The sequence below is a fragment of the Kribbella sp. NPDC051718 genome, from assembly GCF_040681515.1.
Lineage (GTDB): Bacteria > Actinomycetota > Actinomycetes > Propionibacteriales > Kribbellaceae > Kribbella.
This window is the reverse complement of the sequence record NZ_JBFAYZ010000004.1, coordinates 579,778-604,143: the sequence shown is the minus strand read 5'-3', so window position 1 is coordinate 604,143 and position 24,366 is coordinate 579,778. Positions and strand designations below refer to the sequence as shown.

At 67.6% G+C, this 24,366-nt stretch carries 22 protein-coding genes; 5 read left to right on the top strand and 17 right to left on the bottom strand.

Annotation, left to right across the window (positions count from 1 at the left end; genetic code table 11):
* Positions 1-11: 11 nt before the first annotated feature.
* From AB0M15_RS18420 to AB0M15_RS18400, 5 genes are all read right to left on the bottom strand, one after another.
* Positions 12-1,265, bottom strand: coding sequence for a 6-phospho-beta-glucosidase (locus AB0M15_RS18420; RefSeq protein WP_363819814.1), 1,254 nt, complete (start codon positions 1,263-1,265; stop codon positions 12-14).
* On the bottom strand, positions 1,262-2,164 hold the full coding sequence (locus AB0M15_RS18415) for a carbohydrate ABC transporter permease (RefSeq protein ID WP_343969316.1): 903 nt from the start codon (positions 2,162-2,164) through the stop codon (positions 1,262-1,264). Before AB0M15_RS18415 ends, AB0M15_RS18420 begins: the two co-directional genes overlap by 4 nt.
* A 9-nt stretch (positions 2,165-2,173) precedes the next feature.
* The gene (locus tag AB0M15_RS18410) at positions 2,174-3,121 is read right to left on the bottom strand and encodes a sugar ABC transporter permease (RefSeq protein WP_363819811.1); all 948 of its coding nucleotides are present in this window, start codon (positions 3,119-3,121) and stop codon (positions 2,174-2,176) included.
* Positions 3,121-4,449 carry an ABC transporter substrate-binding protein gene (locus AB0M15_RS18405; protein ID WP_363819808.1) on the bottom strand — a complete coding sequence of 443 codons (1,329 nt, stop codon included), beginning with the start codon at positions 4,447-4,449 and terminating at the stop codon, positions 3,121-3,123. Before AB0M15_RS18405 ends, AB0M15_RS18410 begins: the two co-directional genes overlap by 1 nt.
* 110 nt (positions 4,450-4,559) lie before the next feature.
* Positions 4,560-5,759: an ROK family transcriptional regulator gene (locus AB0M15_RS18400; RefSeq protein WP_363819805.1), complete on the bottom strand. Its 1,200-nt coding sequence runs from the start codon at positions 5,757-5,759 to the stop codon at positions 4,560-4,562.
* Between the two features lie 210 nt (positions 5,760-5,969).
* On the opposite strand from AB0M15_RS18400, the gene AB0M15_RS18395 reads away from it, so the two are divergent.
* Entirely contained in the window at positions 5,970-7,658 is a 1,689-nt protein-coding gene (locus AB0M15_RS18395; protein ID WP_363819802.1) for an ABC transporter ATP-binding protein, read from the top strand.
* Entirely contained in the window at positions 7,655-9,430 is a 1,776-nt protein-coding gene (locus AB0M15_RS18390; RefSeq protein ID WP_363819799.1) for an ABC transporter ATP-binding protein, read from the top strand. Before AB0M15_RS18395 ends, AB0M15_RS18390 begins: the two co-directional genes overlap by 4 nt.
* Here the strand turns inward: AB0M15_RS18390 and AB0M15_RS18385 are convergent.
* From AB0M15_RS18385 to AB0M15_RS18365, 5 genes are all read right to left on the bottom strand, one after another.
* Positions 9,408-10,085 carry a uracil-DNA glycosylase gene (locus AB0M15_RS18385; RefSeq protein ID WP_363819796.1) on the bottom strand — a complete coding sequence of 226 codons (678 nt, stop codon included), beginning with the start codon at positions 10,083-10,085 and terminating at the stop codon, positions 9,408-9,410. The two genes, AB0M15_RS18390 and AB0M15_RS18385, sit on opposite strands and share 23 nt — an antisense overlap.
* 116 nt (positions 10,086-10,201) lie before the next feature.
* Complete coding sequence (locus AB0M15_RS18380) at positions 10,202-10,729, bottom strand: DUF1990 domain-containing protein (protein ID WP_363819794.1); 528 nt, start codon at positions 10,727-10,729, stop codon at positions 10,202-10,204.
* Positions 10,707-10,952, bottom strand: a complete 246-nt coding sequence (locus AB0M15_RS18375; protein WP_363819791.1) for a hypothetical protein — start codon at positions 10,950-10,952, stop codon at positions 10,707-10,709. Before AB0M15_RS18375 ends, AB0M15_RS18380 begins: the two co-directional genes overlap by 23 nt.
* Positions 10,952-11,965, bottom strand: coding sequence for an LCP family protein (locus tag AB0M15_RS18370; RefSeq protein ID WP_363819788.1), 1,014 nt, complete (start codon positions 11,963-11,965; stop codon positions 10,952-10,954). The genes AB0M15_RS18375 and AB0M15_RS18370 overlap by 1 nt, the downstream gene beginning before the upstream one ends.
* A 93-nt stretch (positions 11,966-12,058) precedes the next feature.
* A complete protein-coding gene (locus AB0M15_RS18365; RefSeq protein WP_363819785.1) occupies positions 12,059-12,862 on the bottom strand; it encodes an AraC family transcriptional regulator in 804 nt (267 codons plus the stop codon).
* A 72-nt stretch (positions 12,863-12,934) separates the two neighbouring features.
* Here AB0M15_RS18365 and AB0M15_RS18360 point away from each other — a divergent pair, with 72 nt between their 5' ends.
* On the top strand, positions 12,935-13,744 hold the full coding sequence (locus AB0M15_RS18360; protein WP_363819782.1) for a phytanoyl-CoA dioxygenase family protein: 810 nt from the start codon (positions 12,935-12,937) through the stop codon (positions 13,742-13,744).
* 101 nt (positions 13,745-13,845) lie between these two features.
* Complete coding sequence (locus AB0M15_RS18355) at positions 13,846-14,139, top strand: HU family DNA-binding protein (protein WP_343969282.1); 294 nt, start codon at positions 13,846-13,848, stop codon at positions 14,137-14,139.
* On the opposite strand, the gene AB0M15_RS18350 is transcribed toward AB0M15_RS18355, so the two are convergent.
* Positions 14,140-15,219 carry a superoxide dismutase gene (locus tag AB0M15_RS18350; protein WP_363819780.1) on the bottom strand — a complete coding sequence of 360 codons (1,080 nt, stop codon included), beginning with the start codon at positions 15,217-15,219 and terminating at the stop codon, positions 14,140-14,142.
* A gap of 210 nt (positions 15,220-15,429) precedes the next feature.
* Here AB0M15_RS18350 and AB0M15_RS18345 point away from each other — a divergent pair, with 210 nt between their 5' ends.
* Entirely contained in the window at positions 15,430-17,388 is a 1,959-nt protein-coding gene (locus AB0M15_RS18345; protein WP_363819777.1) for a M13-type metalloendopeptidase, read from the top strand.
* A 96-nt stretch (positions 17,389-17,484) separates the two neighbouring features.
* Here the strand turns inward: AB0M15_RS18345 and AB0M15_RS18340 are convergent, their stop codons facing one another.
* From AB0M15_RS18340 to AB0M15_RS18315, 6 genes are all read right to left on the bottom strand, one after another.
* Positions 17,485-18,015 (bottom strand): pyridoxamine 5'-phosphate oxidase family protein, encoded by a 531-nt coding sequence (locus AB0M15_RS18340; RefSeq protein WP_363819775.1) that lies wholly within the window; start codon positions 18,013-18,015, stop codon positions 17,485-17,487.
* A 154-nt stretch (positions 18,016-18,169) separates the two neighbouring features.
* Positions 18,170-19,603 carry an aminopeptidase P family protein gene (locus AB0M15_RS18335; RefSeq protein ID WP_363819772.1) on the bottom strand — a complete coding sequence of 478 codons (1,434 nt, stop codon included), beginning with the start codon at positions 19,601-19,603 and terminating at the stop codon, positions 18,170-18,172.
* 18 nt (positions 19,604-19,621) lie between these two features.
* The gene (gene panD / locus AB0M15_RS18330) at positions 19,622-20,044 is read right to left on the bottom strand and encodes an aspartate 1-decarboxylase (protein ID WP_363819769.1); all 423 of its coding nucleotides are present in this window, start codon (positions 20,042-20,044) and stop codon (positions 19,622-19,624) included.
* A 146-nt stretch (positions 20,045-20,190) separates the two neighbouring features.
* Positions 20,191-22,389, bottom strand: a complete 2,199-nt coding sequence (locus tag AB0M15_RS18325) for an MMPL family transporter (RefSeq protein WP_363819766.1) — start codon at positions 22,387-22,389, stop codon at positions 20,191-20,193.
* An 81-nt stretch (positions 22,390-22,470) separates the two neighbouring features.
* A complete protein-coding gene (locus tag AB0M15_RS18320) occupies positions 22,471-23,169 on the bottom strand; it encodes a response regulator transcription factor (protein WP_363819763.1) in 699 nt (232 codons plus the stop codon).
* Positions 23,072-24,361 (bottom strand): sensor histidine kinase, encoded by a 1,290-nt coding sequence (locus tag AB0M15_RS18315; protein ID WP_363819760.1) that lies wholly within the window; start codon positions 24,359-24,361, stop codon positions 23,072-23,074. The genes AB0M15_RS18320 and AB0M15_RS18315 overlap by 98 nt, the downstream gene beginning before the upstream one ends.
* Positions 24,362-24,366 lie beyond the last annotated feature (5 nt).

Sequence of the window (24,366 nt, the reverse complement as noted above, 5' to 3'; positions counted from 1 at the left end):
CGCAGTCATGGTCACGCCCACGGCAGGTACTCGCGGTTGTGCGCGAGCAGCTTGTCGGTGAGCTGGTTTGCGTACTCGATCTGCCCGATCAGCGGGTGCGCCAGCAGTGCGTTGAACACCCGGTCCGCACCGCCCTTCAGAGCCGCTTCGAGAGCAAGATTCTCGTACGCGGTGACGTTGGCGACCAGCCCCGCGTACAACGGCTCGAGGGGCGAGATCGGCAACGGCGTAGTACCGGATGCCCCTACGGTCGCGGGCACCTCGATGACCGCGTCGTCGGGGAGGAACGGCAAAGCACCGTTGTTCAGCGTGTTGACCACCTGCACGTCACCAGTGTCGTTCAGCAGCGAGGACGCCAACGCGACAGCGGCTTCCGAGTAGTAGGCGCCACCACGTTGCTCCAGCAGCGCAGGCTTCTCGTCCAGCGACGGGTCGGCGTACAGGTCGAGCAGTTCCTTCTCGATCGCCGCGACCTCGGACGCCCGCGACGGCTTGTCCAGCATCTCGCGGACGACCTCGTCATGCGCGTAGAAGTAGCGCAGGTAGTACGACGGTACGACGCCCAGCGAGAGCAGCAACTCGGCCGGCAGCTTGATCTCCGCGGCCAGGTCGGCCGAGTGCGCGGCGAGCAGCTTCGGCAGGACGTTCTCGCCGTTGACCCGGACACCGCGCTCCCAGGTCAGGTGGTTCAGCCCGACGTGGTCCAAAGAGACCTCTTCGGGCTTCACCCCGAGCATGCCGGCGAACTTCCGCTGGAACCCGATCGCCACGTTGCACAGCCCGACCGCCTTGTGGCCGTGCGACAGCAGCGCCCGGGTGACGATCCCGACCGGGTTGGTGAAGTCGATGATCCAAGCGTCAGGGTTGGTACGCCGTACCCGCTCAGCGATGTCCAGTACGACGGGAACCGTCCGCAGCGCCTTGGCCAGGCCACCGGCGCCGGTCGTCTCCTGGCCGACGCAGCCGCATTCGAGCGGCCAGGACTCGTCCTGACCACGCGCCGCCTGCCCGCCGACGCGCAGCTGCAGCAGGACGGCGTCCGCGCCTTCGATGCCTTCGTCCAGGTTCGACGTGGTGACGATCTTGCCCGGATGCCCCTGTTTCGCGAAGATCCGCTCGGCCAGGCCGCCGACCAGCGCGAGCCGGTCGGCCGCCGGGTCGACGAGGACCAGCTCCGAGACCGGCAGCGAGTCGCGCAGCCGGGCGAATCCGTCGATGAGTTCAGGCGTGTAGGTGGATCCGCCACCGACGACTGTGAGTTTCAACCTTTGACCCCTGTGAGTGTGACGCCTTCGATGAAGGCCTTTTGGGCGAAGAAGAACAGGATGATCACCGGCGCCATCACCAGCAGGGTCGCTGCCATGGTGAGGTTCCAGTTGGTGTGATGGGCACCCTTGAAGGATTCCAGGCCGTAGCTGAGGGTCCAGGCGGCCGGGTTCTCGGAGGCGTAGATCTGCGGTCCGAAGTAGTCGTTCCAGCAGTAGAAGAACTGGAACAGCGCGACCGCCGCGATGGCCGGCTTGGCCATCGGCAGGATGACCCGGACCAGCGCCCGGAAGTCACCGCAGCCGTCCACCTTCGCCGCGTCGACGTACTCCTTGGGAATCGTCAGCAGGAACTGCCGCAGCAAGAAGATCGAGAAAGCGTCGGTGAAGGCCAGCGGGATGATCAGCGGCCACAGAGTCCCGGACAGGTGCAGTTGCTTGGCCCAGAACAGGTACATCGGCACGATCACGACCTGCGGCGGCAGCATCATCGTCGAGATGACCAGCATCATCGCCAGGTTGCGGCCGCGGAACTTGAAGCGGGCCAGGGCGTACGCGACCGGGATGCTCGACACCAAGGTGAGCACCGTGCCGAGTACGGCGTACACGAGCGTGTTCTTCCACCAGGTGAGGAATCCCGGCGTCTCCCAGACCGTGCGCAGATTCTCCCAGTGCCAGCTGTCCGGCCACAGGTCGCGGGTCAGCGCCTGCTGGTCGCTCATCAGCGCGGTCAGGAAGACGAACACGAACGGCAGCACGAAGAACAAGGCGGCCGCGATCGCCAGCGTGTGCACGGCGACCCAGTTCAGGAACCTGGTACGCCGGGCCTCGCGGCCCGCCGTCGTCAGCCCAGGGGTGGAAGCCGGGGAGTCAACCCGGGATGTCGTCAGAGTACTCATGCAGGCCTCCTAGTCGTCCGTGGCCAGGAAGCCACTGCCGCGGCGCATCAGGAACGCCGTGAACACCATCGCCAGCGCGAACAGCACCAGCGCGATCACCGAGGCGCCACCGGTGTCGAACCGCTGGAAGCCCAGGTTGTAGACCAGTTGCGGCAAGGTCAGCGTCGACTTCTCCGGGTAGCCCGGTTCGAACTGTTGCCCCGAGCCACCGATCACCCCGCTCGCGACTTTTCCGGCGATCAGTGGCTGGGTGTAGTACTGCATGGTCTGGATCACGCCGGTGATGACCGCGAACAGCACGATCGGCTGGATGTTCGGCAGCGTGACGTGGCGGAACCGCTTCCACGCCCCGGCGCCGTCCAGCGAGGCCGCCTCGTACTGCTCCATCGGTACGTCGAGCAGCGAGGCCATGAAGATGACCATCAGGTCACCGATGCCCCAGATCGCGAGCAGGGTCAGGGCCGGTTTGGACCAGGTGGGGTCGTTGAACCAGCCCGGTTGCGGCAGCCCGACCTTGCCGAGGATGTTGTTGACCGGCCCGGTACCGGGGTTGAGCAGGAACGCGAACGCCATCGTCGCGGCCACCGGCGGCGCCAGGTACGGCAGGTAGAACAGGGTCCGGAAGATCCCGGCGCCGGTCTTGACCTTGGTGATCAGCAGGCCGATGCCGAGCCCGAAGATGACCCGGAGGGTGACCATCACGATCACCAGCCAGAGGGTGTTGCGCAGGGCCGGCCAGAAGAACGGGTAGTCGGTGAAGACGTACTTCCAGTTCTTCAGGCCGGTCCAGACCGGCGGGGTGAAGCCGTCGTACTTCATGAAGCTGAAGTAGACGGTCGAGATCAGCGGGTACAGGAAGAAGACGCTGACCCCGATCAGCCACGGGGAGAGGAAGGCGAGGTTGCGCAGCCGTTCGCGACGGCGCTTGTGCCTGAGCCCTACTGAGATGGTCGCCATCACTTCGCCTGCGCGATGTCCTTGTCGATCTGGGCGTCGGTCTTCGCCAGACCCGCGGCCAGATCGGTCTGCTTGCCGGCCTCGAAGGCGTAACCGAAGTCCTGCAGGGTGAGCTGGTAGGCGCCGCCGTTCGGGCTGGCCGGCGTGGTGCTGCTCTTGGCGTGCTGGGCGATCTCCAGGAAGACCTTGAAGTTGTCGTCGGCAACGAGCTTCGGCGACTTGAGCGCGTCCAGCGTGGACGGCACGTTGTGGATGGCGTTGGCGAAGTTGACCACGGCGTCGGTGTCGGTGGTCATGTACTTGACCAGCTCCCAGGCGGCGTTCTGCTTCTCACTGGTGTTCGCGATCCCGATGATGGTGCCGGACAGGTAGCCCTTGCCGTAGCTGTCGGCCTGGTCGTCCGGGACCGGGAACGGCGCGACGCCGATGTCGAACTTCACGCCGGCCTCCTTGGCCATCCCGAGCCGCCACTCACCGTCGATCGACATCGCGACCTGGCCGGTGTGGAAGGGGTTCTTGGCGCCGAACTCGTCACCGAAGGTCGCGCGGTACTTCTCCAGCTTGGCGAAACCGCCGAGCTCCTTGACCAGGTTCGACTGCCAGGTGAGCATCTTGCCGAACGCGGGATCGGCGGCCAGGTTCGACTTGCCGTCGGCGGTGAAGTACGTCGGGTTCCACTGCGCGGCGAAGTGCGTGGTGGTCGACTCGAAGCCGTGGAAGTTCGGCATGAAGCCGAGCTGGGAGAAGCTGTCGCCCTTGGCCTTGGTCAGCTTCTTCGCGTCCGCGTCGAACTCCGACAGCGTCTTCGGCGGGCCGGCGATCCCGGCGGCCTTGAACGCGTCCTTGTTGTAGTACAGGCCGTACGCGTCGTTCAGCAGCGGCAGCGTGCAGCGCTTGCCCTCGAACTGGGTGTAGTCCTGCAGCGGCTTCGGGAAGGTCTTGTCCAGGTCGACGCCGGACTTGTCCAGGAACGGCTTCAGGTCCGCGAACACGTTCGAGGCGCAGAAGGTGCCGACATTGTCGGTGGTGAACGAGGAGACCACGTCCGGCGAGTTCGGGCCGCCCGCGCGCAGCGCCTGCTTGATCTTGTCGTCGTTGATGTTGCCGACGACCTTCACGTGGATGTTCGGGTGGGCGGTCTCGAACGCCTTCACGTTGGCGGCGATCGCGGCCACCTCGCTGGGGGCGCTCCAGCCGTGCCAGAAGGTGATCGTGGTGTCCTTGGTGGCGTCGTCGCTCGCCTTGGGGGCGCTCGACGTTCCGGTGCACGCGGTACCGAGCAGCGCGACCGCCGCCGCGGCGATCACTGCTTTGTGGACTCGACGCATTTTCCGTTTCTCCTGATCCTGGGTGGAGCCGACCTGCATTTGGGTGTACGGATCCACCGGGCCGGGTGGTGATCCCGGTCCGGGGATGTGTGTGGATGGCGGTCTCGGCGCTAGTCGGCACTGCCTCCGGTCGTCGTGCCGGCAGTGTCGAAGACAGCGTCGCGGGTGTAGCTCAGGGCGGACTGGAGGGCGCCGGACAGCACCGGGTCGGTGTTGATGGCGGTCATCAGCAGCCGCGGCCGCGGTACGGCGAGCTCGGCGAGCTCGTCCTGGATCAGGCCGCGCAGCCGCTCGCCGCCGGCGGTGATGACGCCACCGGCGAGCACGATCAGTTCGGGGTCGACGACGGAGACGATCGCGGCCAGGCCGACCGCCAGCCGGTGCGCGAACTCGTTGAGCACGATGTCGCCGGCGCCGGGTGTCTGCAGGGCGGCGGTGATCGCGGCTTCCGGCGTACGGGCCTTGAGGCCGTTGGCGCGGGCCAGCTCGAGGACGGGTTCGCCACCGGCGAGCTCCTGGAAGCCGCCGGCGTTGTTGCGGCCGACGTTGCGGACCAGCGGCGTACCGGGCAGGGGCATGAAGGCGACCTCACCGGCACCGCCGGTCGCGCCGCGGACGAGGTGGCCCCCGATCACTATCGCGGCGCCGATGCCCTCCTCGCCCCAGAGCATGACGAAGTTGTCGCTGCTGTTCGCGTGCCCGACCTGCTGCTCGGCGACCGCGGCCAGGTTGACGTCGTTCTCGACCTCTAGCGGTACTGCGATCGCCGCGGCCAGCTCGTCGAGCAGGTGTGGCGCGTGCCAGCCGGGGAGGTGGGTCGCGTAGCGCAGCCGACCAGTCGTCGGGTCGAAGCCGCCGGGAGTGCCGATCGAGACGCGGTGCAAGCGGTCGCGGGTCAGCCCGGCCTCGCCGAGTGCGCCGTCGATGGTCTTGACCACCCGCTCGACCGTGCCCTTGGCGCTGCGGCCCGGGGTGGGCAGCTCGAAGCGGCCGACCACCTTGCCGGTCAGGTCGGCGACGGCGGCGCGGATCCGGGTCGGGGTGACGTCCAGGCCGGCCACGTAGGCGATGCCGCCGTTGATCTCGTACAGCTGAGCGTTCGGGCCTGGGCGGCCGGCGCTCGTCCCGCTGGCCCGGACCAGGCCGGCGCTCTCCAGCCGCGCGAGCAGCTGGGAGGCGGTCGGCTTGGACAGGCCGGTGAGGTTGCCGAGGGTCGTGCGCGACAGCGGACCCTGCGCGAGCAGCAGGTCGAGGGCGGCGCGGTCGTTCATCGCGCGGAGCAGGCGGGGAGTACCGGGTGTGCTGGCCATGTGCTAACCCTGCCCTTCCTTCGCTCTCGCGTCGCCGAACCACGCTGCTGGATACTCGTCGAGATCAACTGTTAGGAAAGTTTCCTATTACCGCGAGACCGTACGGGGGAGTCGTGGCAGGTGTCAATCGATCAGCGCGTCCGGGTTCCGGCCGCCTCAAGTTAGGGTTGGCTTACTTGTCGGGGCAGTGAGGCTGGGGAAGGGCTTTCCGTGGAGTTCACAGCAGGCCGGGTGATGCGCCGGGCGATCGGCCGGCACCGGGGACGGATGCTCGCCGGGTGCCTGGTGCTCGCCTTGCACCAGGCGACCGAGGCCGCTGTCCCGATCACGATCGGCATCTTCGTCGACCGCGCGGTGTCGTCCGGGCGGCTGGAACCGCTGCTGTGGTGCGTCCTGATGATGTTCGTGCTGTTCGCGGTGCTGTCGAACGCTTGGAAGGCCGGTGCTCGGCAGGTCGTGCGGGCGATCGAGTACGAGACGCACCTGCTCCGGCTGGAGATCTCTCGGCGAGTGCTGGACCCCCGGGGCCACCAGACCGGTCTGCGGTCGGGGGAGCTGCTGCTGATCGCCACATCCGATGCAGAGAAGGCTTCCCTGGTACTACGTGCCGTCTCGCTCGGGTTTGCCGGGAGTACTGCGCTGGCGGTCTCCTCTGTCGCGTTGCTGCTCGTCGACGTACCGCTGGGGCTTGGCGTGATGATCGGGGTTCCCCTGCTGGTGTTGGGGATCCAGACCTTGTCGCCACTGCTCACCCGTCGTACGTCGTCGCAGCAGGAGGCAGTCGCCGACACCACAGCACTCGCGACCGACCTGGTTGGTGGGCTGCGGACGCTGCGGGGGATCGGGGCGCAGCACAACGCTGCTGAGCGGTACCGGCGTTCCAGCCAGCAGACGTTGAAGGCGACGTTGAGGGCCGCGTCTACCAACGGGCTGCAGGACGGGGTGACTACAGCTTTGAGCGGGCTCTTGCTGGCGGCCGTGGCGGGTGTGGCGGGGTGGTTTGCGCTGAACGGGCGGATCACGATCGGTGAGCTGATCACTGTGGTGGGGCTGGCGCAGTTCGCGGCGGAGCCGGTGGGCCTGCTCGGGTACAGCGGGCAGGTGTTCGCCATGTCGCGGGCCTCCGCTGCGCGGCTGGCCTCTGTGCTCAGCTCGCCGTTCGAGATCGCCACTGGCACCTCTACTGCGGTGGACCCGGCTGCGCCCCTGCTGTCCTTGCAGGACGTCAGCTACAAGACGCTGTCCTCGGTGGAGCTGGCTCTGCAGCCGGGCGAGTTGGTGGGCGTGCTCTGCTACGACCCGCGCGATGCTGATGCTCTGCTGACAGTCGTGGCTGGTCGGGCTGCCTCGCATGAGGGTCGGGTGCTGGTGGGCGGCGCTGCCGTCGAGGAGCTGGACATCGACCTGGTGCGTCGCTCTGTGCTGGTTGAGCAGCACGACACCGACCTGTTCGAAGGAACGCTGCGATCCAACTTGCTAGCCGGTACTAGCGACCCGTCGGGCTTGGAGCGTGCAGTGTCGGCCGCTGCGGCTACTGACGTCATCGAGGCGCATGCGGACGGTCTGGAGCATCCGCTGGCCGACCGGGGCCGGACGCTGTCGGGTGGTCAACGACAACGCCTCGGGCTGGCCCGGGCCTTGCTGGCTGCGCCGCCCGTGCTGGTGCTGCACGATCCCAGTACTGCGGTCGACGCCGTCACCGAGGAGCTACTGGCCGAGGGGCTCGCTGAGGTCCGTGGGGCGGACGGGCTGGCGACGCTGGTGCTGACTAGCAGCCCGGCGTTGCTGGGCAAGATGCATCGGGTGCTGGTCGTGTCGGACGGAGCGGTGGTGGCCGAGGGGCGCCATGCGGAGTTGGCCGAGACGGATCCGGCGTACCAGGAGGCGGTACTGCGATGAGCACGTCCGAATTGCTGCCGATCACCGGGCCGCGGGCCACCTGGAGCCTGCTGTGGCGGGAGATCCGCCAGCAGCGAGGGTTGTCCTTGCTCGCCGCTGCCGTGGTGACGCTGGGGAGCGCAGCTGGGCTGGTGGCGCCGTGGGCCCTTGGTGTGTTGGTGAATGACGTCTCCGCGGATGACGCGCACGGGTCTGCCATCGTGCGAGTGGTTGTGCTGATCGCCGGCGCGGCGCTGCTGTCGGGGGTGTTGACGGCTCTTGGCGTGACGCTGATCGCGCGGGTGGGCGAGACGGTGCTCGCGCGGATCCGTGAGCAGGTGCTGGATCGGGTGCTGCACCTGCCGGCGCCCGTGCTCGACAAGATCCGCACGGGCGACCTGCTGTCACGGGTCGGTGATGACGTGGCGTCGGTCGCGGCCGCGTTGACCGAGGTCGGGCCGGCACTGCTCTCGGCGACGCTGACGATCGTGCTGACGGCAGTCGGGATGTTCGCGCTGGACTGGCGACTCGGACTGGCCGGGTTGCTCGCCTTGCCGATGTACCTGCTCGCTCTGCGTTGGTACCTGCCTCGCTCGGCGCCCTTCTATCGCAAGGAACGGCTCGCGATGGGCGAGCGGTCCGAGGCGATCATCACCTCGTTGCGGGGGAGCGCGACGGTTCGGGCGTACCAGCTCGAGGAGACCCAGCTGGAGCGGATCTCGGACCGGTCGGCGACGGCGCGCGACCTGTCGCTGAACGTCTTCAAGCTGTTCAGCTTCTTCTCGTCGCGGATCAACCACGCGGAGTTCGTCGGGCTCACCTCGATCCTGGTGGCCGGGTTCTTCCTGGTCCGGGCGGATGCGGTGACGATCGGTGCGACGACCGCGGCCGCCTTGTACTTCCATCGGTTGTTCAACCCGATCGGCGCGCTGCTGATGCAGTTCGACGAGGTGCAGACAGCTGCGGCGGGGATGGCGCGGCTGGCCGGCGTACTGACGCTGGAGCCCGCCGTCGAGCCTCCTGCTGGGCCGGCGCCTGCGGATGCGTCGGTGGATTTGGTGGGGATCGGGCATTCGTACGACGGGCCGCTGGTCGTCGATGGGGTGTCACTGCGGCTTGAGCCTGGGGAGCGGGTTGCCCTGGTCGGCGCTAGTGGGGCTGGGAAGACCACGTTGGCAGCGATCGCTGCGGGGGTACTGATGCCAACCGCTGGGACCGTGCTGCTTGGTGGGGTGGATATCAGGGCGCTTGGGGAGACGCGTACTCAGCAGCAGGTTGCGCTGTTGAGTCAGGAGGTCCATGTGTTCTCGGGGGCGTTGCTGGACGATGTGCGGCTAGCTAAGGCTTCCGCGACGGTTGAGGAGGTTGAGGCGGCGCTGGAGCTTGTCGGCGCGTTGGCTTGGGTGAGGGCGCTGCCGGAGGGCCTGGACAGCCAGGTGGGTGAGAACGCGCATCAGTTGACGAGGGCGCAGGCACAGCAGGTTGCGCTAGCACGGCTGGTGCTCGCGGACCCGGCGGTCGCAGTACTGGATGAGGCGACGGCTGAGGCGGGTAGTGCTGGAGCGCGGGAGCTTGAGCGGGCCAGTGCAGCGGCTACTGAGGGTCGGACGACGCTGGTGGTGGCACACCGGCTCACGCAGGCACAGCAGGCCGACCGGATCGTCGTACTGGATCGCGGGCGGGTGGTGGAGTCGGGAACGCACGACGAGTTGCTGGCTGTCGGTGGTCGCTACAGCCAGCTTTGGCACAGCTGGACAGGTACAGGTACCGCTAGGGAAGGCGCCAATCGATAGGGGTTCCGCCCTGCTCGATGAGCAGTTGGTTGACCCGGCTGAACGGCTTGGAGCCGAAGAAGCCGCGGTCGGCGGACATGGGGCTCGGGTGGGCGCTCTCGATGTACGGCGTACTGCCGAGCATCGGCTTGAGCGTCTGCGCGTCCCGTCCCCACAGGATCGCCACGAGCGGGCCGCCGCGCTTCACCAGCGCGTGGATGGCCTGCTCGGTCACTGCCTCCCAGCCCTTGCCCTTGTGCGAGGCGGACTTGCCCGGCTGCACGGTGAGCACTCTGTTGAGCATCAGCACGCCCTGCTCCGCCCACGGCGTCAGATCGCCGTTGCTCGGAGCCGGTACGCCGATGTCGGCCATCAGCTCGCGGTAGATGTTCTGCAGGCTGCGCGGGATCGGGCGCACATCCGGCGCCACCGAGAAGCTCAGCCCGACCGGGTGACCGGGCGTCGGGTACGGGTCCTGGCCGACGACCAGCACCTTCACGTCGTTCAGTGGCTGGTTGAAGGCGCGCAGTACGTTCTCACCGGCCGGCAGATACGGCCGCCCGGCCGCGATCTCGCCGCGCAGGAACTCGCCCATCCGCGACACGGTCTCCTCGACCGGAGCCAACGCCTCGGCCCAGTCGGCCGCCACCAGATCATTCAATGCCTTGGGACTCACCCGGACATGATGTCACTTACTGTTCGCGTGTCGGTCAGCCCACTGGCCGACCACCCCCGGTAAAAATACCCCCGGCCCCGCAAAAGGTATGAGCTCTTGCGGGGCCTCTGCGTTGCCTATGGTTTGTTGGCGACGCGTTCGAGGGCTTTGGCGTATTGCTTGGCTACCTGTAGTTGGGCGGCTCGGCTGATGGGGCCGCCTAGGCGGGTGTACCAGGTGCCGGGGCGGCTGTAGGCGAGGATTGTGTAGTAGATGCCGTCTGGTTCGCGGGTGACGACCAGCGACTCCTCGCCTGCTTGCGGGTGCCCTTGCAGGGTGCCGTAGGCGAAGCCGCGACGGTCCAGCTCGTCCACGACCCAGACGACCCGGCACGGGACCGGCAGGCCGATCGAGCCGACTCCGAGGCGGCCGAGGGAGTTCGTACCGACCACCAGCGGGGTGTCCGTCGCGATGACGTGGATACCGGCGGCTGCGTGGGCTTTCCAGGTCATCACCGCTTCGACGGCGCGCTCGAACACGTCGTCGCCGCTGCCGATCCGGTGCTTGTACTCCAGCCGGTGATAGCCGGGTGGGGTCTCGGCCTGTGCGGTGGACCCGACCACGTCGTAGCTGAACCGCTTGTCACGCAGGTCGTCGAGCTTCATCCCACTCCTCCAGCCGGCGCATCGTCACCATCAGGGTCGCAGCCGACAGGATCAGAAGCACCCTGGTACTACGCTCCGCCGCCCGCGACCGCCGCGAGGTAGATGCTCGCCAGGGTGATGGACAGCGGACCGTGGTACTGCCTTGCGCGTTCACCAGGCTGAGCCCGGGCGGCACGATCACGAGCATGCCCAGGCTCACCACCAGGTGGACCAGTGTGAGCACTAGGTGCTCTTGAGACCGCTGGTCTTGTCTTCCTTCAGGGCGTTGAACAGGGCGGTCGCCTTCTTGTTGTCCCACTTCACGGCCGAGCCGTTCGGGGTGCTGAGGTTGGTGTCGGAGACCGGCACGGTAAGGGTGACGCCGTTACCGCCGGCCGCGACCGCCTTCATCCCGCGGGCGAACTTGAGCAGGGTGAGCGGGCCCATGTCGCTGTCGATCGTGAGCGCCTCGGCGCCCGCGGTGCTCAGCTTGTAGAACCGGAACGGGTTCAGGAAAGTGCCCGGACCGACCGCCTTGTCGGCGATCGCGCCGATCATCTCGCGCTGCCGCTGGACCCGGCCCAGGTCACCGAGCGGATCGAAGTGCCGGGCCCGGACATAGCCGAGCGCGTTCGGTCCGTTCAGGTCCTGGCAGCCCTTCGGCAGGTCGATGTGCGCGTCCTTGTCCTTGATTGCCTTGGGCAAGCACATGTTGATCCCGCCGACCGCGTCGACGATCGAGGCGAAGCCGCCGAAGCCGATCTCGACGTAGTGGTCGACGCGCAGACCGCTGACCTGCTCGACGGTCTTGATCAGCAGCTGCGGGCCGCCGAACGCGAAGGCCGCGTTGATCTTGTTCTTGCCGTGGCCCGGGATCGGCACGTAGCTGTCCCGCGGCAGGCTGATCAGCGCGGTCGGGCCGGACTCCGGCACGTGCAGCAGCATGATCGAGTCGGTCCGCTGACCGGCCGCCTTGCCGGTGTGCAGCTTGGCCCGCTCGGCCCGGGACAGACCCGCCCGGCTGTCGGACCCGACCAGCAGGTACGTCGTACCGGGAGTCTCGGCCGGTCGCTCGCCGGACGGCATCGCGTCGACCTTGTTGATCTTGCCCCAGGCGAGCAACGGGATGCAGATCAGGCTCAGCGCGAACAGCAGGACGATCAGTCCGATGATCCGGGCGAACCAGTTGCGCCGCTTCTTGGGTCGCACGGGCGGCCGGCTGACGTAGCGCGGGTCGATGGACTCGGAATGGCTCATGGCATGACGCTATCGGGATCCGGGGCTGTCATGCGTCAGTCGGTAGAACGGTCTTGACGAATACTTTCAGACCGGACCGGGCCGGAGCGTCGATCAAAAGGATGATCTTGGGCCGGAGATCGAACCAATCCGCCGGAACGTGCGCGGCGCTTGGCCGACGCGGGCGCTGAACAGCCGGCTGAAGTACGCCGGGTCGTCGTAGCCGACCTCGCGGGCGACCACTGCGACGGGGAGGTCGGATTCGGCCAGCAGGGCCTTCGCCTGGTTCATCCGGGTGGTCAAGATCACCTCCTGTGGCGTACTACCGGACGCGCTCCGGGTTGCGGCTCTCAGGTCATCGACGGTCACTCCGAGTGCTTCGGCGTACTGGGGGATCGACAGTGGGCGGCAGGCGATGGCTCTGAGTTGGGCTAGTAGCTCGTTGCCTGGATCGTCCTGGGTGGCGGTTGCTATGAGGTCGTAGAGGGCAGCGGTCGCTTGTACTTCGCTGGTCTGCGCGGCCCGGAGCAGCCTGGCGAAGGCCCGTTGGGTTGGGCGGGGGTCGGCGTACCGGCGTACGGGCTGGTTGGGGGTCAGGTGGCCTAGGCGGGTTAGGGCTTCGGTCGCAGTACCGCCGAAGAGGACCCAGGACTGGCGCCACTGGGTGGTGGGCCGGTAGCCGTGCAGTACGCCAGGGAAGAGCCAGAGGAGCGCAGGGGCCTCTACTGGGTGGAGTGTGCGGTCGGGGCCGTGCAGTAGGTGGCCTCTGCCCTGGTGGAGGAAGACGGCGGCGTGGCAGCCGAGGGCGCGTTCGGGAGGCTCGCCCGGCGGGTTGCGCTGGGTGCCGACGCCTAGGCATAAGAGTCCAAGTTGCTTCTCGATCTCTCCTGGGGTCAGGTAGATCGACCAATCGTCCATGGTTACAAGAGTCCAAGAAGTGCTCGCGCTAGTCCATTCCGGCGAGCTATTGGCGGCGGGTGCAATGGTCGGGTGCTGACTTCTAATGGGTATGTGTTGCCGCCTGAGCGGCTTGGGGTGTTGTCCGAGGTGCCGCGGCGGGAGCGCGGGGACCGTGAGGCGTTGCGGGGGCGGCTTGCGCGGGATGGGTATCTCTTCCTGCGTGGGCTGCTCGATCCGGCTGTGGTGCTGGAGTTTCGGCGGTATTACTTCGAGGCGACGGGGGTGGCTGACAGTCGCGGCGTACCGGCTGAGGTGGAGCGGGGTGAGTTGCGGCGGGTGCTGTTCGGCGAGGTGGTGCCGGGGGCGGAGTACGGGGCGTTTTGTGCGCAGCCGGCGTTGCGGGGGTGGTACGAGTGGTTCCTGGGTGGGGAGACGTTCCTGCATCGGCGCAAGATCATCCGGCACATCGCACCTGGCGAGGCAGGGATCGGTACGGCGACGCAGGCGCACTACGACCTCGTCTACCTGCGCGGGGGCACTGACCAGGTGCTGTCCGCGTGGATCCCGCTAGGCGACTGCCCTGTCTCGCTGGGTGGCCTCACCTACCTAGAGGGCAGCCACCACCGGGTACTACGGGAGGAGGCGGCCGGGACGCTCAAGAGGCCCGCAGCGTCGATCACTGCCGACCTGCCCGGCCTGGCCGAGTCGTACGACTCTCGGTGGCTCGTCGCCGACTACGAGGCCGGTGATGTGGTCATCCATACGGCCCACACTGTCCACGCCGCGCTGGACAACGTGTCGTCGACGATGCGGCTCTCGACCGACATCCGCTACCAACTGGCGGCCGCTCCCATCGATGCCCGCTGGCAGTCCGACTGGCACGACCGCGACGGCCTGTAGGGCACCGTTTGCGCGGGATTTCCCCAGAATCTGAGATCGCTCTCGCTAACGACATTCATTTCGGTTAAGGTTTTCAGGACCGACCGAGTCTGAGGAGAACCGTGAACCGCAACGAGCTGGTCGCCGGCGTGGCGACGAAGGCGGGCATCCCGCGCAACCAGGCCGAGAAGGTGCTCGACGCGCTGGGCGACGTCGTCACCGAGGCCGTGCACAAGGGGGACAAGGTCTCGCTGACCGGCCTGCTGAGCATCGAGCGGGTGATGCGGGCGCCCCGGACCGGCCGCAATCCGCAGACCGGCGAGCCGCTCTCCATCCCCGCCGCGTACTCCGTCCGGCTGTCCTGCGGAAGCCGCCTCAAGGCTGCTGCCCGGGGCGACCTCCGCACCGTCTCCTGATCAGCGCTGGACGGCTGTCACCCAGTACTCCGTTGCCGGGGTCGGCGGAGTACTGAACCGGGCGTTCGGCAGATAGATCCGCGAGCCGTAGAAGGCCGCCGTGGTCGGGATGTCGAAGTCGGCGCTGGTGAGTTCCTTGACCAGCCTGCCCTTGCTACCCGAGTTGTCGAGGTCCAGTACTGCAACCTTGTTGAGCCGGTTCTGTACGACGTACAGGGTGTTCTTGGATCGCAGTAGTCCGTCCCCGTTGGTCATCACGGCGGTACCGAGGTCTATGCGGCGGGTGACACCGGTGCGCGGGTCGACCCGGAGCAGGAAGCCGGTGGACGACTGCATGATGATCAGGCTGCGGCCGTCCGGGGTGAGTTCGATGCCGTTGGCATTGAGGTTCACCGGGTCGTGCACGTAGTCCCCGCTGAGCGGGATCGTCTGCACGGCCGCCTGCCGGGGCAGCTTGCCGTTGTGGCCGAGCGGGACCTTGTAGAGGACGGGCTGGCGGGAGTCGGTGAACCAGGCGGCGTCCTTGCTCAGGATGACGTCGTTGACGAAGGTGTTCGCCGAGCTGGTGAAGGTGTAGCTGGCGAGCACGTTGCCGGAGTTGCTGTCGATCACGCGGCCGTTGCCACCGGCCGCACCGGCGACGAAGAGCCGGCCGCGCTGGTCGAGCTTCATGCCTTGCGAGGCGGTGCCCGGGCCCTGGCTGATCACGCTGCCCTTGCCGGTACGCAGGCTGGCGGCGTAGATGTCGCCGTCGAGGCGCGAGCCGAAGTACGCCGTACCGGAGTGGTCGATCGCGATGCCCTCCGGCTGGAAGCCCGCCGGCAGGTCGATGCGCTTGGGGTAGCTCGCAGACGCGCGTGCTGCGGCTGCCTCGGCAACCAGGTTGGCCGGGTTGGTGCCGAAGTGGATGTGGTCGCAGAGGCCGTCGTCCAGGAAAGTACTGGAGGTCTGCTGCTTGACGGCCGTAGTGGCGGGCGTGCCGGTGACGGCCGAGGCGGTGAGGCTGCCGAGGATCAGGGCGGGGAGACCGAGAGTGGTGGCGAACGCGCGGCCGAGATGTCTCGGGTGTGGAAGTGACATGGCGGAGTGTCCTCCTGGTCGATAGACCGTTCCTTCAACACTTAGTGTCCCGTTAGCGCTGTAGCTTGGCGCTATCGGGACACTGGGGACACGTGTGGCGAGGCTGAACAGTTCAAGGCTGTTGATAACTTTCGGGGCGCTTGCAGCCGAGCAGGTAATGTCACTGTGAGTGGCTCAGGCCGGAGGCGGCAGCGAAGGAGCGGGGCAAGGATGACAGCAGGGATCGACAGCTCGGATCTGTCCACGACGGTCCGGCCGCAGGACGACCTGTACCGGTATGCGAACGGACCGTGGCTGGACCGCACCGAGATCCCCGCGGACAAGGCGATCTACGGCGCTTTCCACGCGCTGCTGGACGACTCCGAGCGGGATGTCCGGGCGATCGTCGAGAAGACCGCGGCCGCGGAGCAACCGGCCGGCAGCGAGGCGCGCAAGATCGGCGACCTGTTCAACAGCTTCATGGACATCGAGACGATCGAGCGGCTCGGCGCCGAGCCGATCGCCGACCAGCTCGACCTGGTGGCCTCGGTCAAGGATGTCGACGGTCTGGTCGCGGCGCTCGGCAAGCTCGAGCTGCAGGGTGTGCCCGGCGTCTTCTACTACGGCGCGGACATCGATGCGAAGAAGTCCGACGAGTACATCATCTACGCGAGCCAGGGCGGCATCAGCCTGCCCGACGAGTCGTACTACCGCGAAGACAACTTCGCTGACATCCGCACTGCGTATGTCGCCCACGTCGGTCGGATGCTCGGGCTCGCCGGGTTGCCCGATGCCGCTGGTGCCGCTGAGCGGATCATGGCGCTGGAAACGCGCCTGGCCGCCGGGCACTGGGACCGGGTGCGCAACCGGGACGTCACGGCGACGTACAACAAGGTCGACCGGGCCGGGCTCGAGCAGCTCACCCCTGGGTTCGACTGGGCCGGATGGCTGTCCAACGCCGGGGTGCCCGAGTCGGCGTTCGCGCAGTTGGTCGTGCGCCAGCCGGACTATCTGACGGCGGCCGCCGCGGCCCTGCAGGAGATCGACCTCGAGCAGTGGAAGGAGTGGCTGAGCTGGCGCGTCGTGCACGCCGCCGCGCCGCTGCTGAGCAAGGCCTTCGTCGACGAGAACTTCGAGTTCTACGGCAAGGCGCTGACCGGTGCGCCGGAGCTGCGCGAGCGGTGGAAGCGCGGCCTGGGCGTCGTCGACTCCGCGCTCGGTGAGGCCGTCGGCCAGCTGTATGTCGCCGAGCACTTCCCGCCGGCCGCCAAGGCGCGGATGGTCGAGCTGGTCGGTCACCTGGTCGAGGCCTATCGGCAGCGGATCGAGGCGCTCGACTGGATGAGCCCCGAGACGCGGCAGCGGGCGCTGGACAAGCTCGGCAACTTCACGCCGAAGATCGGCTACCCGGACAAGTGGAAGGACTACAGCGGTCTGGAGATCCAGGCCGACGACCTGGTCGGCAATGTCCGCCGCTCGGTCGCGGTGGAGACCGCCCGGGATCTGGCCAAGCTCGGCCAGCCGATCGACCGGACCGAGTGGCTGATGACGCCGCAGACGGTGAACGCGTACTACAACCCGCGGATGAACGAGATCGTCTTCCCGGCCGCGATCCTGCACCCGCCGTTCTTCGACATCGACGCCGACGACGCGGTGAACTACGGCTCGATCGGCGCGGTGATCGGGCACGAGATCGGTCACGGCTTCGACGACCAGGGCTCGAAGTACGACGGCGCCGGCAACCTGGTCGACTGGTGGACCGACGCCGACCGGGCCGCCTTCGAGCAACGCACGGCGAAGCTGGTCGCGCAGTACAACGCACTCGAGCCGACCGATGCACCCGGCCACAAGGTGAACGGTGAGCTCACCCTGGGTGAGAACATCGGCGACCTGGGCGGCCTGTCGATCGCCTACGTCGCCTACACGCTGTCGCTGGGTGGCGGTTCCGAGCCGGCTCCGATCGACGACCTCACCGGCTCGCAACGGTTCTTCCTCGCCTGGGCCCTCGGCTGGTCCAGCAAGGCCCGTGAGGCAGAAGCCATCCGCCGCCTGGCGATCGACCCGCACTCCCCGCCGGAGTTCCGCTGCAACGCGGTCGTCCGCAACATCGACGCCTTCCACGAGGCCTTCGCCGTCACGGACTCCGACACCATGTGGCTGTCCCCCGAGGACCGCGTCCGCATCTGGTGACCTCGAACAGATACCGGCGACCTTGAACACCAACTGGCGACCTTGAACAAGTAATAACCTGTTCAAGGTCGCCGCTTGGTGTTCAAGGTCCTGCCGTCACGCCTTGGTGCCTGGATCGATCGGCTTCCAGAGTTGGCGGGGTGCGTAGCCTTCGCGGCGGAGCCAGTGTTCGGTGTAGACGATCCGGTGCGGCTCGACGACGACGAGTGCGCCGGTCGGCGGCTCGTCCAGGGAGTTGCCCCGCTCGACGTGGTCGGACTGCCAGCGGTAGGCCTCGAAGTACCGGTCGAATTCGGGGCTGCCTGGTGGGACGACGGTGGCGGTGCCGAAGAGCTGGGCGCCGCGGCTGCTGGCCTGGCCGACCAGTGGGGCGAAGACGCCGATCGAGATCCGCGGGTCGGCGGCGAGGTTCCGCATCTTCGGTGAGCGGCCGGATGCGGTGAAGACGATGGTGAAGTCGAGGTGGTAGTACCGCACCGGTGTGGCCAGTGGGCCGGCCGGGCCGGTCGTCGCGAGGACGCACATGTTCTGACTCGACAGCAGGTTCAGGATGCGTTCGGAGAGCCGCTCGTGATCGAGCTGCTCGGTGGGAGCGGGACCGGACAACCAGGGATTCGTCAGCGCCATGCCAAATCGTCGCATCCCCCACGCGGTGCTTACTCCGCTAGCGGGGAGGCTGAGAGAAGTACAAGGCGGAGTAGATAGCAGGCGCATAGCACCAGGCGGCCGCCTGGTGCTTCCTCCGCCAGTAGGGAGGCGGAGGAAGCATCGGGGGATGGGGTTAGTCGGCCATCCAGGATTGGATGGCGTCGATTTCTCGGGGCATGGCGGCGGAGAGGTTTTCGGTGCCGTCGGCGGTGATCAGGATGTCGTCCTCGATCCGGATGCCGATGCCTCGGAGGTCTTCGGGGACGGTGAGGTCTTCGGCTTGGAAGTAGAGACCGGGCTCGACGGTGAGGACGTAGCCGGCTTCGACGTTGCCCTTGTTGTACTTCTCGTTGCGGGCGGCGGCGCAGTCGTGCACGTCGATGCCGAGCATGTGGCTGACGCCGTGCAGCGTGTAGCGCTGGTAGATGCCGCTGCTCGGGTCAAGAGCCTCGTCGGCGCTGACCGGCAGGAGCTCCATCGCCTCCAGGCCACGCACGATGACCTCCATCGAAGCGTTGTGGCCCGACCGGAACGGCACACCGGGCTTGAGCGCTGCGATGCCGGCGTTCTGCGAGTCCAGGACCAGCTGGTAGAGCTCGCGCTGGCGTGGGGTGAACTCGCCGTTGACCGGCAGTGTGCGGGTGATGTCCGCGGTGTACAGGTTGCGGTTCTCCACGCCCATGTCGAGCAGCATCAGCGTGCCGTCGGTGACCGGGCCGTCGTTCTCGATCCAGTGCAGTGTGGTCGCGTGCGGTCCGGCGGCAGCGATCGAGGTGTAGCCGACGTCGTTGCCCTCCGCGCGGGCCCGGCGCCAGAAGGTGCCCTCGATCCAGCGCTCGCCGTACTTGCGGACGGACGCCATGTCGGACAGCACGTCGGAGAAGCCGCGGTGGGTGATCGCGCACGCCTCCCGCAGCTGCTCGATCTCGAACGCGTCCTTGACCAGCCGGAGCTCGGACAGCACGAAGGCCAGCTCGCCGTCGCGGTCCTCGTCGGTCTTGGCGCCGCTGAGCAGCGAGCTGATCGAGCTCTCCTCGCCGCGCCGGACCCGGGTCGGGACATCGCTCTTCAGCACGTCGGCGAGGGCGTCGACGTGCCGGGTCTCGATCCCGAACTCCTTCGACGTCTCGGTCAGCGACGGACGCCGGCCGGCCCACAGCTCGCCGTACATCCGGTCGCGCCAGAACTCCTCGCCCTCGCTGCGGTCCGCGCGGGGGCGGAAGTACAGCACCGAGTCGTGGCCACTGGTCCCGTTCGGCTCCAGCACCAGGACTGCGTCCGAGGTCTGGTCGCCGACCAGCCAGACGTAGTCGGTGTGCGGGCGGAACGCGTAGTCGGTGTCGTTGGAGCGGACCTTGTAGGTGCCGGCCGGGATCACCAGCCGCTCACCGGGGAACGCCTGCGACAGGGCGTCGCGGCGCTTCGCCGCCCAGGTGCCGACGTCGCTGAGAGTGACGTCGTCACGCTCGATCGAGCCCCAGCCGGAGTTCATGAACTCACGCAGCTTCTCGCCTGACGGGGTGTCGTGGCTGGCGGTCTTGGGGGTCTTGTCCGTGCTCTCGCTCATCGTCGAGCCATCCTCATCTCAGCGCGCGGTGTGCAGTTGGTCGCCGCGGAGCGTGCTGCTGTCCGGCAGCACCTCGGCGGGGTCCGAGCCGATGCGGGTGATCGCATTGTGCTCGTCCACGAAGACTACGCTCGGCTGGAGGGTCTTCGCCTGCGCGGTGTCGAACATCCCGTAGGCGATCAGGATGACCAAATCGCCCGGGTGGATGAGGTGCGCGGCGGCTCCGTTGATGCCGACGATGCCGGTATCGCGCGGGCCTTCGATCAGGTACGTGGTCAGCCGGTTGCCGTTGGTGATGTCGACGATGTCGACCTGCTCACCGGGCAGCAGATCCGCCGCCTCCATCAGCGTCGCGTCCAGCGTGCACGACCCGACGTAGTCGAGATCGGCCTGGGTGACGGTGGCGCGGTGGACCTTGGACTTCATCATCGAGCGCAACATGCCGCTCATCATCCAGCCCACCCGCATCACTGTCAGTGGCCACCGTCACCCCACAGCCGAACCCCATCCCCACCCAGCACCCACCAACGGCACGGATCAACCGGTGGTGGGTGCTGGGGCGCAGTGGGTTGGCGAGGGGGTGGTGGTTAGCGGTTGGCTAGTTGGGGTTCTCGGGAGGGGAGTTCTGTGGGGAGGGATTGGCGGAGTTTTTCGCCTTCGACGTCTACGTTGGGGAGTAGGCGGTCCAGCCAGCGGGGGAGCCACCAGGCTGAGCGGCCGAGCAGGGCCATCACGGCGGGGACGATGGTCATCCGGACGATGAAGGCGTCGATCGCCACCGCCATCGCCAGGCCGAAGCCGATCTCCCGGATCAGGGTCTCGCTGGAGAGGATGAAGCCGGAGAAGACGGCGACCATGATGATCGCGGCGGCGGTGACCACGCGGGCGCTGTGGCTGAAGCCGTCGACGACTGCCGCCCGTGGAGTTGCTCCATGGACGTGTTCCTCGCGCATCCGGGTGACCAGGAAGACCTGGTAGTCCATGGCGAGGCCGAAGACGATGCCGACCAGGAAGACGGGCAGCATGCTGATGATGGGGCCGGTCTGGCCTTCGATGCCGAGCAGGCCGGCGAACCAGCCCAGCTGGAAGACCGCGACCACGGCGCCGAAGGTCGCCGCGACCGTGAGCAGGAAGCCCAGCGTCGCCTTCAGCGGCACGAGCACCGAACGGAACACCAGCATCAGCAAGATGAACGCCAGCCCGACGATCAGCGCGAGATACGGAACGAGCGCGTCGCCCAGCTTGTTCGAGATGTCGATGTTGAAGGCGGTCGGACCGGTCACCGACACCTCGGAGCCGCCCACCTGCGGCACGGCCCTGATCGCCTCGACGAGAGCCTTGGTCTCGGCCGTCCCCGGACCGCTCGAAGGAATCACCGTCAGCAAGGCGGTGTCACCCTGCGGGTTGAAGCTCGGCGGCGTCACCACGGCAACATCCTGGAGCTTCCGTACTGCGTCCGCAGTACCCGCAGCCGCCGCCTTCGGGTCGGCGGAGCCGGCCGCGTCGACCACGATCATCAGCGGCCCGTTGAAGCCAGGACCGAAGCCTTCCGACAACAACTCATAGGCCTTGCGCTGCGTCGAGGCAGGCGCGGCAGTGCTGTCGTCAGGCAACCCGAGCTCGAGTTGGGTCGCCGGGATCGCCAGCGCTCCAAGGCCGATCACAGTCACCAGCAACACAGCCACCGGCCGCCGAGTGACGAATCCGGCCCACCTGCGACCGGCCGACGGCTTGCCGTTCGAAGCTTCCGTATCGCCGCCACGCAGCCCAGGGATCTTGCCACCGAGCACTCGGCGTCCCGCCATGCCGAGCACCGCCGGCAACAAGGTGAGGGCGATGGCCACGGCAATCACGACGGTGAAGGCGGCCGCGAAGCCCATCTGGGTCAGGAACGGAATGTCCACCACGAACAGGCCGCCCAGAGCGATCACCACGGTCAGCCCCGCGAAGACCACTGCCGATCCTGCGGTCCCGACAGCTCGGCCGACGGCTTCCTCAGGCTCCAGACCGGTACTCAGCTCATGCCGGTACCGGGACATGATGAACAAGGCGTAGTCGATGGAGACCGCGAGCCCGATCATCACCGCGAGGATCGGCGTCCCGGAGCCGATGTCGATGAAGCCGGTCGCCGCCGTGATCACGGTGGCGCCGATGCCGACCCCGATGATTGCCGACAGCAACGGTAGGCCGGCCGCGATCAGCGAGCCGAAGGTGATCAGCAGGACCACCGCGGCGACCGCGATACCGATCACCTCGGCCGCGCTCTGCCCTGCCTGGGCCTGCAGGGCTTCCCCGCCGAGCTCGACGGTCATCCCGGCGTCGCGGGCAGGCCCCACCGCCTCGGTCACCGCATCCTGGGCCTCCGGAGTCACCTCCTGCGCGGGGACGTCGTACGTGACCTGGGCGTAGCCGATCCGCCCGTCGGCGGAGATCGCCTTGGCAGCAAAGGGATCCACCACCTTGGCGACCTGTGGCGCCGACTCGATCCGGGCCAGCGTGCTCTTCACCAGCGCGGTGCTGGCCGGATCGGCGAGCTTCCCGCCCGGCGGCGCCTGGAAGACGATCCGCGCCGTACCACCGTCCGCCCCCGCCTGCGGGAAGCGTTCGTCGAGCAGGTCGATCGCCCGCTGCGACTCGGTGCCGGGGATGGAGAAACCGTTGGCGGTCGGACCGGACAGCGTGGCCGCGCCGGTGATGCCGGCGGCGAGCAGCCCCAGCCAGATGAACACGACGAGTCGGCGGCGCCGGAACGCGAACCTGCCGAGGCGGTAGAGGTAGGTAGCCATGCTGACGATCGTTCCGTCCGGACCGTGTAGTCCGCGTCCGATGGCTGCGGTCACTCTGCCGTACTGCGCCCGCCGTACTGCCTACTGCAGCGGCTGTACGCCGGGTTGGTCCACTGCTCCGGAGCGGACCAGCCCGGACCGGTAGGCGATCACCACGAGTTGGGCCCGGTCGCGGGCGTCGAGCTTCATCATCGCGCGGTTCACGTGCGTCTTGGCGGTCAGCGGCGAGAGCACCAGCTGATCGGCGATCTCCTCGTTGGACAGCCCGAGCGCCACCAGGCCGACCACTTCGCGCTCGCGGTCGGTGAGCACGTCCAGCTCGGTCGATTCGGCGCCCGAGGTCAGCTCGGGCTGAGCCAGGAAGCGATTCATCAAGCCCCGCAGGGCTTTCGGCGACAGCAACGCGTCGCCGCGGGCGACCGTACGGATCGCAGCGATCAGCTCCTCCGGCTCGGCGCCCTTGCCGAGGAACCCGCTCGCGCCGGCCCGGATCGCCTCGAAGACGTACTCGTCGACCTCGAAGGTGGTCAGGATCAGCACCTTCACGCCGGCCAGCGACTCGTCGGCGGTGAGCTGCCGGGTCGCGGCGAGACCGTCGAGCTCGGGCATCCGGATGTCCATCAGGATCACGTCCGCCAGCTCGCTGCGCGCCAGTTCGAGCGCCTGCCGGCCGTTCTCGGCCTCAGCAACGACCTCTAGATCCGGCGCTGAGTTCACCAGCACTCGGAACCCGCTGCGGATCAGCTTCTGATCGTCGGCCAGCAGTACCCGGATCGTCACCTGTTGCTCCAGTTTCCAGAGGAAGGACGGCACGAACGCGGAATCCGCCGTGCGGTTGCGGCCCGGTGGTCAGGTCTCCGCCGACGGCCGCGACCCGCTCTCGCATGCCCAGCAGCCCGTGACCGGAGCCGGGTGGACCAGCAGCCGTACCAGCGTCGCGGTACGGCGTATCGGGATGGCCGCCGTCGTCGGTCACCTCGATCGTGAGCGAGCCGCGCCGCTCCTCGAGCCGGACCCGGACGACGGCGCCAGGGGCGTGTTTGACCACGTTGGTGAGGGACTCCTGCAGGATCCGATAGGTGGTCAGTTCGAGCACGTCCGGGAGTGACGTGGGCACCGGCGGCTGCCAGTCGATGGTGATTCCGGCCGCAGTGGACGACTCGATCAGAGCACTCAGTTCCTGCAGGGAGGGAGTGGGAGCCGTCGGCAACGAGTCGAGGCCCGAGCGGCGCAGTACTCCGAGCAGCACGGTCAGCTCCCGCAGCACCGTCCGGCCTCCGTCGCGGACCAGGGCGAGGGCCTTCTCGGCCTCCTCCGGTTGCTCGCGGAGCAAGTGGGAGGCGACGCCGGCCTGCACGTTCATCAAGGCGATGTGGTGGGCGATCACGTCGTGCAACTCGTGCGCGATCCGCAATCGCTCCTCGATCACCCGGCGCTCTGCCTCCTCCTCACGGGATTGCTCGGCCCGTAGGACGCGGTCCTCCAGCTCATCGAGGTAGGCGCGCCGGTACCGCACCGCCTCGCCGATCGCGGCGGCGAACAGGACGAAGATCGCGACCGAGAGGTTGGCCAGCAGATCGTCATCGATGAACACCGCGGCCGAGGCGACCATCACCACGACGACCGACACGCACGCGATCGAGCGGGTCCGCCGGCTTTTCTGGATCACCACGGTGTACATCGCGCAGGCCAGCGCGAGGCCGATCGGGCTCTTCACCTGCACGGTGGCCGCATAACCGATGGTCGCGAGCGTGCTGATCGTCAACGCGATCAGCGGAGCCCGCCGGCGGAAGGCCAGCGGCAGGCAGGCGATCAGGATCAGCGCGACGCCGGTGGCGGTCAGGTCGATCTGGGTGCCGTCGTGGCGGGTGCCCGGTTGCAGCAGGCTGATGGCGATCAAGAACAGCACGACGGCGTGGTCGTACGCCATCGGATGACCCTTGAACCGGGTCTGCCACGGACTCGCTGCCATTCCCT

What these genes read in the sequence shown, in the direction of transcription:
- AB0M15_RS18415 (WP_343969316.1), bottom strand. Translation starts at nt 2,164, where the DNA reads ATGAGTACTCTGACGACATCCCGGGTTGACTCCCCGGCTTCCACCCCT.
- AB0M15_RS18410 (WP_363819811.1), bottom strand. Translation starts at nt 3,121, where the DNA reads ATGGCGACCATCTCAGTAGGGCTCAGGCACAAGCGCCGTCGCGAACGG.
- AB0M15_RS18405 (WP_363819808.1), bottom strand. Translation starts at nt 4,449, where the DNA reads ATGCGTCGAGTCCACAAAGCAGTGATCGCCGCGGCGGCGGTCGCGCTG.
- AB0M15_RS18400 (WP_363819805.1), bottom strand. Translation starts at nt 5,759, where the DNA reads ATGGCCAGCACACCCGGTACTCCCCGCCTGCTCCGCGCGATGAACGAC.
- AB0M15_RS18390 (WP_363819799.1), top strand. Translation starts at nt 7,655, where the DNA reads ATGAGCACGTCCGAATTGCTGCCGATCACCGGGCCGCGGGCCACCTGG.
- AB0M15_RS18380 (WP_363819794.1), bottom strand. Translation starts at nt 10,729, where the DNA reads ATGAAGCTCGACGACCTGCGTGACAAGCGGTTCAGCTACGACGTGGTC.
- AB0M15_RS18370 (WP_363819788.1), bottom strand. Translation starts at nt 11,965, where the DNA reads ATGAGCCATTCCGAGTCCATCGACCCGCGCTACGTCAGCCGGCCGCCC.
- AB0M15_RS18365 (WP_363819785.1), bottom strand. Translation starts at nt 12,862, where the DNA reads ATGGACGATTGGTCGATCTACCTGACCCCAGGAGAGATCGAGAAGCAA.
- AB0M15_RS18350 (WP_363819780.1), bottom strand. Translation starts at nt 15,219, where the DNA reads ATGTCACTTCCACACCCGAGACATCTCGGCCGCGCGTTCGCCACCACT.
- AB0M15_RS18345 (WP_363819777.1), top strand. Translation starts at nt 15,430, where the DNA reads ATGACAGCAGGGATCGACAGCTCGGATCTGTCCACGACGGTCCGGCCG.
- AB0M15_RS18340 (WP_363819775.1), bottom strand. Translation starts at nt 18,015, where the DNA reads ATGGCGCTGACGAATCCCTGGTTGTCCGGTCCCGCTCCCACCGAGCAG.
- AB0M15_RS18335 (WP_363819772.1), bottom strand. Translation starts at nt 19,603, where the DNA reads ATGAGCGAGAGCACGGACAAGACCCCCAAGACCGCCAGCCACGACACC.
- panD (WP_363819769.1), bottom strand. Translation starts at nt 20,044, where the DNA reads ATGTTGCGCTCGATGATGAAGTCCAAGGTCCACCGCGCCACCGTCACC.
- AB0M15_RS18325 (WP_363819766.1), bottom strand. Translation starts at nt 22,389, where the DNA reads ATGGCTACCTACCTCTACCGCCTCGGCAGGTTCGCGTTCCGGCGCCGC.
- AB0M15_RS18315 (WP_363819760.1), bottom strand. Translation starts at nt 24,361, where the DNA reads ATGGCAGCGAGTCCGTGGCAGACCCGGTTCAAGGGTCATCCGATGGCG.